Source organism: Bacillus sp. PK6-16, assembly GCF_056530295.1.
In genome coordinates, this window is the sequence record NZ_CP096512.1 from 184,017 (window position 1) to 196,185 (window position 12,169).

8 protein-coding genes are annotated in these 12,169 nt (G+C 32.0%); 6 read left to right on the top strand and 2 right to left on the bottom strand.

From position 1 onward, the window contains the following. Nucleotides 1-55: 55 nt before the first annotated feature. Entirely contained in the window at nt 56-3,130 is a 3,075-nt protein-coding gene (locus M1D66_RS28280) for a Tn3 family transposase (protein ID WP_242555306.1), read from the bottom strand. Between the two features lie 242 nt (nt 3,131-3,372). Here M1D66_RS28280 and M1D66_RS28285 point away from each other — a divergent pair, with 242 nt between their 5' ends. From M1D66_RS28285 to M1D66_RS28300, 4 genes are all read left to right on the top strand, one after another. Beyond that, a complete protein-coding gene (locus M1D66_RS28285; protein WP_242555305.1) occupies nt 3,373-3,996 on the top strand; it encodes a recombinase family protein in 624 nt (207 codons plus the stop codon). A gap of 468 nt (nt 3,997-4,464) precedes the next feature. Next, nucleotides 4,465-5,343, top strand: a complete 879-nt coding sequence (locus M1D66_RS28290; protein WP_242555304.1) for a DMT family transporter — start codon at nt 4,465-4,467, stop codon at nt 5,341-5,343. Between the two features lie 63 nt (nt 5,344-5,406). Further along, nucleotides 5,407-5,736, top strand: a complete 330-nt coding sequence (locus M1D66_RS28295) for a tRNA-binding protein (RefSeq protein ID WP_242555303.1) — start codon at nt 5,407-5,409, stop codon at nt 5,734-5,736. A 497-nt stretch (nt 5,737-6,233) separates the two neighbouring features. Then, a complete protein-coding gene (locus M1D66_RS28300; RefSeq protein WP_242555302.1) occupies nt 6,234-6,575 on the top strand; it encodes a hypothetical protein in 342 nt (113 codons plus the stop codon). A 994-nt stretch (nt 6,576-7,569) separates the two neighbouring features. Here M1D66_RS28300 and M1D66_RS28305 read toward each other — a convergent pair. After that, nucleotides 7,570-8,475, bottom strand: a complete 906-nt coding sequence (locus tag M1D66_RS28305; protein ID WP_242555301.1) for a transposase — start codon at nt 8,473-8,475, stop codon at nt 7,570-7,572. 657 nt (nt 8,476-9,132) lie between these two features. Between M1D66_RS28305 and M1D66_RS28310 the strand changes: the two genes are divergently transcribed. Both M1D66_RS28310 and M1D66_RS28315 read left to right on the top strand, forming a co-directional pair. Further along, entirely contained in the window at nt 9,133-10,182 is a 1,050-nt protein-coding gene (locus tag M1D66_RS28310) for a protein rep (protein WP_479831946.1), read from the top strand. A gap of 136 nt (nt 10,183-10,318) precedes the next feature. Continuing rightward, nucleotides 10,319-10,516: a hypothetical protein gene (locus M1D66_RS28315; RefSeq protein WP_242555210.1), complete on the top strand. Its 198-nt coding sequence runs from the start codon at nt 10,319-10,321 to the stop codon at nt 10,514-10,516. The last annotated feature ends 1,653 nt before the right edge of the window (nt 10,517-12,169 follow it).

Here is a 12,169-nt window from a genome sequence, read left to right on the forward strand (position 1 = left end):
TATAGGGTGTTTTTGCCCACCCCCCCGAAAAGGGGGAATAAGGGAAAAGCACACTCTATTCTTTTTCAAGTGAATCTTCTCGTACCAACCTGGTTAGAATATCAACTTCATTGATGCTATTAATAATTGCGTCCAAATTTACTACAGTTGGGGATTTGCTAAATTCATACCGACCATAAAAATTGATATGTTGCCATGCAACCGGCGAAATGTATTTTAGTATGTTCATCTTGATACCTTTATCCTGAGATTTCGTTAATAAATTCGATAATATACTTGCGTTGTAATAAATAATACAATTGGTGAGTAGCCTACTACATTCGTTCCATATATGCTGATCTTGTTCAGTCTTGAAACGAAGTTTCCCAAAGTTTGCATAAGATACAGACCGACGTAATTTATGATAACTTTCCTCACGGTTTAAAGCCTTTTGAACATTTTGACGTAATGATAGTGAATCAATATATTCTAAAAAATATAGGCTTTTGATGATATTATCATACTCCCATAATGCACGTTTGGTTTGATTTTTTCGTGCATAGGAACTTAACTTTCGAACAATAACATTTTGAGTAGTCGTTTTTAAAGCAAGGGATAACATAATCCGTTGAATATTGTCCCATTCCTTAATAATCAGCTCTTTATTGATTTTCCGTAAAGGCTTGATAAGTAATTTTTTATATTGGTTTGGATGCTGAAAACCATATAAGTTTCGGGATATTGTCGCATGGATATCCTTATATCTTGGTGCAAACTGATAACCAAATAAATCTAAAATAGCAAAATTCACCTCATTTGTTCCGTGTGTATCTGTAGAATGAATATTAGGTTTAATATCAGTTGTATTATTATATAGAATATCGAATACATAGTGACTTTCATGCTCATTAGCACCAATAATTCTTGCTTGAATCGGAATATGGTTGGCCACCATTGTATAAGAGGTAATTCCCTTATTCATTCCAAAATATTTAGAGGAATGACGGGATTGTAGCGTATGAATCTGTGTTTCGAATCTTTGACCGTCGCTACTCGAATGGATGAAATCATCAATATTATAATATTGAACAATAGGAAGCTGACTTGTTGCATTACTAATGCAGTCATTTGCATCTTTTAACGTTTCTAATCGAATAAAATTAGCGGATGTGGTTGCTAATTTTGAAAAATCTATATCAGAGACTTCTCCCATTCTATATAATCCCATATTTGTTCCCCAGGCTATTAAACATGGAATGAGAATATTATAATTTGTATTTTGTTTTGCATACCGTCCCAGGATATGTTCAAAGTTATCAAGGAAATTGCATTGTTGATTTACAAAATACAGAATACTTCTCATATCAATTTGTGGTAATACATCGAAAAACGAATGATTAATAGGATCTGAAGCTCGAGTATATGGAAGTGTCCAAGAGTTACGATTTTCATGTTTTTTCAATTGAATATGTTTGTTTTTTCCTGAAATAATCTTTTTATTGATTTCGGTAATACGAGTTTCCAATCTATTTTCAAGTTCTTTTAAATGTTGTTCTACAGGTTGCTGTAGCGTAGTTAAATGTAAATCTTTAATAAGAATCCCTTTTTGTTCCCACTTATCTTCATCGATTAAATCAGCTTCTAAACTTCTATACTGTATACTATCTCTACAAAAAATATCTCCTGATTGCAAATGATGCCATAAGGAATAATAAATTAAAAATTCATATCGATCTATTAGTGAACGTTTTGAATGAGACTTATCTTTAGTGTAAAGATAACGTTTGTTGCTATTTGTTATAAAGGCTTGAGGAATATCTTCGATATCATATTTGGTTAAGGCTTTTCCTTTTGTAAAAACCTCTTTTAGGAAAGTTATTGCATCCATAAGAGAGTCATCCGTACCAGTTGTAACAAAATCAACCATCATAAAAATAGGACGAATTTGTCGTTTAAACTGTAAAGCTAATGTATCAATACGTTCCCAACGGAACGCTTTTTCATCTATTTTCGTATTATCCAGGATTTGATTTGCTAGTTCAGTTAATTTTGGACGATCTAGGATAGAAAATACACGTTCTTGAATGTCTTTAAATGCGGTATTAGCAGAAATATTTTCATCTACTATAACTTGTAAAACTTCACCTAATTTATTGAAATTCTCATGATTTTCTGTGTAATAGGTATATATCTGTTCTTTAGCAAAGGATAGTATATCATCGTTGTATTTCCTCATTTTATAAATAAAACTATTAATCAAGTTATCGTTCATTCTTTGATAACGATGAAAAATAAAGCAAAGTAAATAAATATAAATAAGGGATTCATCAAACCGTTTTAATTTATATACGGAATAATATTCTACTAAAGAAGCGTAGTATTTAATACTCTCATTAGATATTTTTAGTTTAGGCAAAATTGTATTGGCCAGTTGAAAGAGAGAATGAATACCTTTTCCACATTCAATTTCACGTTTAATTTCATTCATACTAAAATCTTTAGGTTCATGTTTTATCCGAGTAATCTCATAAAATCCAGAAGAATTATATAATAATTCTTTTAAATGTTGTTTATCGGTTTCAGATAGTTGATTTTGTATAATCATTATGAGGCGTTGTTGTTCATATGTAATAGCATTTCCTACAACCTCTTGCATAAAGCTATAACCAGGAATAACAATACGTTTGTTAGTTAAGTAGTTTATTACCTCACGAAAAATAAAAATAGGTTTACCACTTACAGTCGCAGTCCTACGGGCTTGTTCTTTTAAATCTAGTCGAGACTGTGAGTCACAAAGACGATAATTAAATCGCTTAAGAATAAGTTGTTGTTGATTAAGTCTAGTTTTTTTATCAATAGATCCAAAATCCGAGAATTCAGCACCATTAAAATGGACTTTGAGAATATATTGAATATCTTCTTCCACTTCACATAAGTCAAACTGAAAAAATAAGTGTTTTGATTTAAAATATCCAAGTTGAAGAATAAAATAAATCTTAGATTTTATTGAGCGTAATGTATATAATAATTCGTTTTCCATTTGAGAAAGAGAAAAATATTGCACGCGCTCTTTAGTTGTAAAATGGGGCCTACTATAAAGTTGATTTATTTCATCTGTTGTTAAAATAGTTAATCGTTTTTGAGTATTCATATTTATTTGTTTTCTACATCTCCTTATGGATTATATATATAATAGGTTATAGCATGTCAAAAAGTTTTACTTTTTGACACATTGAGTTTGGTATGGTTTTAATGTGTCATAATTATAACATAATTAATTTTGAAACATGTCAGGGTGACTGTATATAATTTGACACAAAAAAGGATGATTATATCCTATAAAATCATTATTTTGAGAATATAGGAGACAAAAGGAGATTGGAGAGATTAATAATGAGGAAATTCTTTTATGTTAGGGTAAGTAGTAAAGATCAATCGATTGAGCGGCAACTTGCTGCTGCATCAGAGATAGGAATTCCTGAAGAATATATTTTTATAGAAAAAGCGAGTGGAAAAGATTTTAAACGACCTGAATATCAACTTATGAAGCGTATGTTGAGGAATGGAGATGTTTTATATATTCAATCATTAGATCGTTTAGGAAGAAATAAACAAATGATCTTAGATGAATGGCAAGAACTAATTACCGAAAAAGAAATTGAGATTGTTGTGCTGGATATGCCACTTCTTAACACAATGAAATATAAAGATTTAAATGGAATTGAGACACTTATATCCGATTTAATTTTACAATTATTAAGTTACATGGCTGAAGATGAAAGAAAAAGAATACGTGAACGTCAAAAAGAAGGAATTACAATTGCTCTTCAAAAAGGGATCAAGTTTGGTCGTAGAAAAATTGAGATTGATGATAATTTTATAGCTACTTACCAAGAATGGAAAAACAATAAAATTACAGCTGTAGAAGCCATGAAAAAAGTAGGAATGAAAAGTAATACATTTTATAGACGCGTTAAGGAATATGAATATACCTTACAAAAAAGTACCAATTCTTGAAAATAGGTACTTTTCTTATGGGAGGCAGCCGAGATACGCGAAAAAACATACCATAATATGTATTTTATTTCCGTTTATTGTTTTTTATATGGGTAGCACCAATGAGAGGTTGCAGTCAAAAGTACAATGGAGATTAGGTGTAGCTTTGAAATAAAGTTTAATCAAAAACTTTTACAAACTAGGGGAGGATTTTCTAACGAAGGAAACTCATATTCTTAGGATAGTTTTTCTCTTCAGATTTTATTTTATTTAAATTAACCTTTTCCTCTTGATAAATTTTAAAATTCCAGGTAAGATGAAAAACTATAGAAATTAAAGTGAAAAATAGAGGTGAATCAGCATGTATTTGGCTCCATTATTTGAAAACGATGTACCAGTAGCACTTTTCCGCTCTTAATAGAGAGAAAGTGACTACATCTCTCCGTTAGGGGCTTTATTGACCTAAACAAAAAGCGGAGGGTACAAAAAATGAAAAATACCTTATTAGGTTCTCTATATTTAATTCTTGCTTCCAGTATTTGGGGAGGCATGTATGTTGTTGTTAAAGTTTTGGTATCGGTCATTCCACCATTGGAACTAGTATGGTTGCGATATTTAGTAGCTATTGTTGCACTTCTTATTATCGGATTTGTAACAAAACAAAAATGGCGCATTGAAAAACGTTATTTTTTAATAATCATAGCAATTGGAGTTATTGGTTATGCCATTTCGATTGTTACTCAAGAAACGGGTACAATGCTATCTTCAGCACAAATGGGTGCCATTATAACTTCTTCAACACCGGCATTTATGGTGGTGTTTGCTTGGTTGATCCTTAAAGAACGTTTGACTTTTAAAAAGGGAATATCTGTTTGTTTAGCGACTATTGGAGTAATTATCATTGTTGGAATTGGTGACTTAAATATGTCCAATATGCTTGGTGGTATTTCTCTCCTTATCGCAGCTTTAACATGGGCACTTATGTCTGTTCTTGTAAAACGTTTGCCGAGTGATTATTCACAAATTGTGGTAACCACTTATTCCACCTTGGTAGCTCTTATTGTGTTAACTCCTTTTGTTTTACCAAGGTTACATGCAATTGATGTCTCTCAACTAACTCGCCCAACTATTTGGGGTGGACTCTTATATTTAGGTATTATCTCAACAGCCGTTGCATTTTTACTTTGGAATCGAGGATTACAAATGCTTAATGCTTCAAGTGGAGGATTATTTTTCTTCTTTCAACCTGTTGTTGGAACATTACTGGGGTGGCTTATTCTTGGAGAAAAGATAGGTGTAACGTTTTGGATAGGTTCTGCCTTAATCCTGATAGGAGTTTTATTAGTTATTAGAGAGAAACAGGATTAATTAAAGATTACTTTGTTAATAAATAATTGTTTGTAGAATGATAATTTTTCAGGAGGAATAAATATGGCAACTTTTGATGATTTTCAAAAAATAGATATGCGTGTAGGAGAGATCATCCGTGCAGAAGAATTCCCGAAAGCGAGAAAACCAGCATATAAGCTTTGGGTTGATTTTGGTGATGAAATAGGAATTAAACAAAGTAGTGCGCAAATAACTGCATGTTATGAGCTATCCAATCTTATTGGTAAACAAGTACTTGGCGTAGTAAATTTCCCACCAATGAGGGTTGCTGGTTTTAGTTCGGAAGTATTAGTGATGGGTGTTTATGCAGAACAAGGTGTTGTGCTTATAGAGCCTCAACAAAAAGGAAAAAAAGGAGACCGATTGGGATAAATAGCTGTCACATTTATGTGTGGTTAATATGACGTCTCGGTAAATAGCAAACAAAATGGACAAACTCATACCTACTTGAGTTTGTCCGTTTTTATTTATCTATATTTCCAGTCCGCGACCTATATATATAGGCTAAACCCCTTATTCCCCCTTTTCGAGGGGATGGGCAAAAACACCCTATTTCCGGCCATCATCCTGATGATCCCGCAGAATTTCTGTTTACAGAGCAAGATTTTGACCGAGGACAACAAGTGGAGAATGTATATGTAGAAAGGAAATTTTTTGCCGAAAAGTTAGTGAGAGAAGAAATAAAAAAAGGTCTACAGCAACGGTATATCGTGTAGGTAGTAGGTCGTACGACAGATGGGAAATTCCAACAAAATATAGAAGGAAATGCATTTTATCGTTTAATAAAAGCTCTTCTAATATTACAAAAAGCGCCTGACATCCCAATCAAAATTGATTTGGTACCAGTCAATTTTAGCAGTGAAGCAATTGTGAGGTTAGCGTGCATAGAACAAAGCAAAGGAGAAACATTCCACATTTGTAATCCTGTTCAGCTAAAGTGGCAACAATTAATTGTACACCTGCAACAGAGTGGTTATTCGATTGAATTAATACAATGGGCAGAATTTATGAATTTATTTACAACTCATGGGTTATCTGAGGAACAAAGATATGGGCTAGAATTATTGGTACCTGTATTAGAAGAAACGGAAAAAAATTCAGAAGCTATTATAACTTTTCAGCATACACAGCAATTTATAATGACGCTAGATATAGTATGTGAGCAACCTAACCAAAAATGGATATCCAAATTAATTTCGTATGGTAAATAAATTGATTTTTTCCCGACAAAAACTTGCCACTATTAACAAAAATATATTATTTATAAGTATAATTTGTTTATTGCAAAAACAAAAACTAGCAAATAAGAAAGAGGAAATCCGAATTATTCCAAAGCATTACGATCGGACAATTAAAATTGAGAAAAAACTTGTATAAGTTCAAAAATTTAATGGTGCTTCAACTCACCATATAAAATTAAACATCTCTCAAGTTACTGAAAGGGTAAATGCTTTAAAAAATTAACAATGAAAAATATACAACCGCAAGGTAGAGACCAGGTTATGCTTTTGGAATAAAAGTTAAATTTTAAATATAATGGATATACACCCATTTCTTCACATTTGTGTTAATCGAAGAAATGGGTGCTGCTCTAATGTTTATGATGTAATAGGCGAATAGTTATATAGCAATAATCTCAAAGCCACCTTCAGGACAAGTTATCCAAAGAGCCTTTCCTTTTTGGGTCCTTGCGTAACATAGAGGAAGGTGAGGGGAATAAAAATGTAAAGCAATTAAGGATAGCAATTGAACTATAAATATAATTTGAGGAGATTAATGATAGGTATATGTTTAGGGATTTTATCGTCTTCCGACAGAAGACTCTTTCCTCAAAAATATGAAGGTGGGCAACACCAATTTTAGGTGGGAAATGAATGTTGGTTAGCATAGGCCAACATGTTTGCTATCATTTACTTGTACAGATTGCTCTTCAACGTTCTACCGTCTCACGCGTATCGAAGTTGCGAAAACCAAGCTAAAGTAGGTAGTGTGGTGAGTGGTTCAAAAATCTAGCCCTCATGAATCTGATACGTTTTTTATCGTATCGATGTAATAATTGAACTACCCCCACTTATCGATTTTACGGTCTGACTGAAGTGGGAGATTCTTGGGAACAGAGCATACTTATTGATGTATTTCTTTACCAACAGCGGTTTTTCTTATTTACTAAGCTATCCCCGTAGATTCCTACGGTTCGATGATTTTTCAAACTAAGGCTAATGTCCGTAAGCCTTCGGCTAGAATATTTTTACTAGCATTAAAATCTCTATCATAGTTTGCATGACAAATAGGACAAGTCCAGTCTCTTATTTCAAGAGATTTGTTGCCATCATGATGCCAACAATCAGAATATATTTGGCTAGATGGAAACCATCTGCTTATTTTGACGATTTTTTCGCCATACCAAGTTGCTTTATATTCTAATTTAGATACAAAAGCAACCCAAGATACATCAGAGATTGATTTAGCTAATTTATGATTACGTAACATTCCTTTTGTATTCAAGTCTTCGATACAGATGATATTGTGATTTTTGATAATCTCTGTACTCAACTTATTTAGAAAGTCATCCCGTTGATTTATGACTCTGTCGTGTAATCTATCAACTTTAAGCGTTTGCTTCTGATAATTTTTAGCGATTAATGCGCGTTTTGATAATTTACGTTGTTCACGTTTTAATTTTTTCTCCATTTTGGAAGTGAACTTATTATTGTCAATCTTGTGACCATCAGAAAGGATAGCAAATTCAGTAATTCCTAGGTCAATGCCGATAGTAGAATCAGCTTTTTCGGGTGGTTGTATTTCAACTTCTGTAAGAATTGCCACGAAGTATTTTCCGCTTGAATTTCGTCTAACAGCAAGGTTTTTTAGGGAGGATTGAATCGTAATACTGTCTCCTTCTTTTAACCAAACTAATTCCTTCTTTAGGTGCGTTAATTGAGAAGAGCAAGCGTTATAATTCAGACCTTTACCAGTTTCTTTGTATATGTCATTCCACATACCTAAGAAGTGATTAAAGACAAAATGAGAACAACCGATTATTTTTGCAATCAGTATTTCTTGATCTTTATTTGGGTAGATTCTGAACTTATAAACCTTATTGACTAACAATGCTTTCACCTCACTTCATTACTGGGTTTTCGATGTGTTTTTTAACCACATTTATGGAAGTACTAGCAGTTAACAAACCTTCCTTTGATAGGCCGAATTAGAAATCTATAAGTATACAAAAAATTCAATAGGTTAATTCATCCGGAACAATTTTAATAGCTACACTATTTATAAAAAGGATTACCACTACGATAATTTGAGAATTTCTGAAACAATAAATACATGGGAAACATCTCACATATCTAACAAGGCGAGTAAAGCAAAGGTATACATAATTTTTGAACGAATGAAAGAACGAATGAAACAAGGGGAATTAAAATAATAGCTACTTCTATTAAAATCACCGAATATACAAAAAATTATATTTTCACTTAAGTGAAAACGAAACCCCTAATTTGTCTACGGATAAGACAAATTAGGGGTTTCGTTTGGAGATTATACTCCCTCACCTTAATTATAGTGAAAAATATAATTTAAATAATCTGAATATTTACAATAATTTTTAATGAATAATAATTAGAAACAACAAGATTATAAAAAAGCCCCTTGAAGTATGTTTATAAGTGGGTTTGTAGAGAGGTAGAGTATGGAAAAAAAAATACTCCTGTGTTATGATTGGATTGTCCAAATCGAATTATAACACAGGAGGTATGATGGATGTTTAACACGGAAATATCACATATAAATCTTAACACAACTAAGCAAAATGGGCAAGTGAATATATTAAAAGATGAGACAAAGGATGGCAAAATTCGACCTTGGAAGGAAAAAAAAGAAAATAATCTTAAAATGGCTTCCTCGTATTTAGATGCATCGATAAAAAATAAAGCTGCTCGTGTTTATCAATGTGCAAAAATTCTCCAATTTAAAGTTACTCCTCAAGGAAAAAAACTCGCACACGCTTGGTTTTGTAAAGTGAGGTTATGCCCAATGTGTAATTGGCGTAGATCCATAAAAATAGCGAATCAAAATAGGGAAATTATTTTAAGGGCTAATAAAGAAGAAAAATTAAAATGGTTATTTTTAACGTTGACGACTGGTGAAACCGTTGAAGGAAAAGAGTTGAAAAAACGCATTAATCATAGCATGGAAGCTTTTAATCGTTTTATGAAGTATAAGAGAATTCAACATGTTATACGTGGTTATTTTAGAGGATTAGAGGTCACTAAGAATAAAAATAAGTATCATCCGCATTTTCACGTATTACTTGCAGTTAAGCCATCCTATTTTAATAACCTTTATATTACTCAAAGAGATTGGGCAACGCTTTGGAAAAAAGCAATGAAGAGTTCCTCTGATATTATTGTTGATGTACGAACTGTTAAGCCCAATAAAAAACATTCAATACTAACAGAGACTAAAATACAGGCTTTTGAAGGTGCTTTACAAGAAGTTTCTAAATATCCGGTAAAAGATATAGAGATATTAAAAGGAAATCGTCAAGAAAATGCGGTGACTGTATATACATTAGACAACGCTTTATCTCATAAGCGTCTTATTGGGTACGGTGGGATACTAAAAGATATTCACAAAAAATTAAAATTAGAGGATTGTGAAGAAGATAATGCAAATCTTATACATTTAGATGAAAATTGTGAAGATACTGTTGCAAGTGAAATAGAAATGATTACTGCTTATTGGCATTACGGCCTTAAAGAATATATTGTAAAGCATAATAATATACATAATAGTGAGCGTTTAGTTTGATGTAATGAAATCTCCTTTGGCTGTAAAAGAATTCACTGGGGCTCATTTGAGTTTTTCAAATGAGCCCATATTAATTTTTTGGTGTTCACCTTCGTATGTTTAATTTCATAATTTATAAAAAAGGAGAGTTCCTTTTATGAATAATATAGGCGACAATAATACGATAAACGAATATAAGAATATTGTTAGTCAATATCAAAATATAATGACAGGTTATCAGGATATACAAAATAATAATCCAGAGGATAATCCTACTCAAAATTGGTTAGTTGTATTTGGAGGGATTTTTTCTTTTTTTGTCTTGTTATTTATATTAAGCCAAATTATAAGATAGTGGATAAACGTGTTTTAATGGTGAGAGTTCTGTGATGACTTCTCTCAAAAATGTAGATTACCTCATTCTCTAATGAAAAAACTTAGTTGCTCCTTATCATTCTGAAAGCTTTTGTAAGTAGTTACGGAACTCTCACCATTTAAATAGTTAATGCTCTAAATATTTTTATTTATCTTGTTATTTTCTTTTTAAAATTTCATAATACATATAATAGAATGTAAAAATGGCTACTCTTAAAGAGTAGCCATTTTTGCAGATCAAGAGGATATTCCTAATGGAGGAAAACCATTTTTACTCCAAGAAATAACAGCGATTTTGCCCAAGAGAGGTGTAGCTCTTTTTTATGCTGTTAGAAGTTTAAGATGTTTAAGAGAGCACGGTATTAATAACAGTACTTAAGTTTAATAAACGGATTATGTATTTTAGTGTTATTTTCTTATAGGACACACAGGGGGACTAACCGTATTATAATACAACACGAAGGGGCGTGTTGGTATGCCATTATAACATTAAGAAATGTTTTTATAAGATTTAACAGTTAAAATATTTATCCATTTATTCATAACGAAAGTCTATCTATATAAACATATCGGCGGCGATATAACTCGTCTTAAACAAAACATTGACTTCTGTGTTAGTATAACCATGTATTATATAATAATGCATATAATTTTAGAGATATATTTTGAGGCTTTATTTTGAAATGTTTAAATAATGAGCTAAATCTATACAGGAGATGTCAACTTTATTTGGAGATTGTCAACGGTAAGCGGACGTAGGAGCATTAAGGAGTTGACAATTAATCTGTACCCCAAATCCTCTTGTTCCCTCAAAAATATTTTTTTGAGGGCGCTTCCAGCAGGGGACGGGGGTGCGGGGAAGGCCCCCCGCAAATGTTTTATATGGGGTCTGGGGAGAGTTTCTCCCCAGCAGGTTCGGACAGAGTCCGAGAAATTTAACTTGATAATTTTTTGAATAGCTATCTTAATAGTTTATAATATTTCTATAGCCTGGATGTTAATCAATTAGGAATCTGTTGCTTAATATGTCTATTGCAAAATAAGTATACTGGGATAAACCCGGATAAAGTCTATGTAATTACTATAATTCACCTTCCATATAAACAAGAGAGGGGTTCTCAGTAAGGTTCCACTTTTTCAATGGCAATTAGTTTTGGGAATCGCCAAGTTTCTTTGAGATTTTCATTTTTTACTGTTTATGTTCGTAAATTATAAACTATCCTTTTTACTTTTTTCTATTCATGCCTCGTTATGGATTTTTGGAACAAATATGTTACGCTCAGATTTACTGTGTCCTATTATTGATAAGTAGAATTACTGTTTCATATCAGACGCTCTCAATTAGAGAGTGAAAAGCAGTACTTTGTTCACGCTCTTTTGTTTTCGTAGTATCCCAACAGCTATAATTGAGAGTATTAATTTTCTTACCTGTAAAATCATTTTTAAATGATATGTTTACAGGTGAAGAACCTTCTACATTAAAAAATTCGAACTTGTAATTTAGCCAATTACTCTCTTTAAATGGCAGACTTACTAACTGATTAAAGGTAATAATTAGTTGGACGAGATTTGTTTTTTATAATATTTTTTATTTTGATTATCCCAAGTATAGTGAAAAAATTCATATTCTATC

Bases quoted from the DNA above. Each gene is read 5' to 3' on its own strand.
- M1D66_RS28315 (WP_242555210.1), top strand. From the start codon at position 10,319: ATGAATAATATAGGCGACAATAATACGATAAACGAATATAAGAATATT.
- M1D66_RS28290 (WP_242555304.1), top strand. From the start codon at position 4,465: ATGAAAAATACCTTATTAGGTTCTCTATATTTAATTCTTGCTTCCAGT.
- M1D66_RS28280 (WP_242555306.1), bottom strand. From the start codon at position 3,130: ATGAATACTCAAAAACGATTAACTATTTTAACAACAGATGAAATAAAT.
- M1D66_RS28295 (WP_242555303.1), top strand. From the start codon at position 5,407: ATGGCAACTTTTGATGATTTTCAAAAAATAGATATGCGTGTAGGAGAG.
- M1D66_RS28310 (WP_479831946.1), top strand. From the start codon at position 9,133: ATGTTTAACACGGAAATATCACATATAAATCTTAACACAACTAAGCAA.
- M1D66_RS28285 (WP_242555305.1), top strand. From the start codon at position 3,373: ATGAGGAAATTCTTTTATGTTAGGGTAAGTAGTAAAGATCAATCGATT.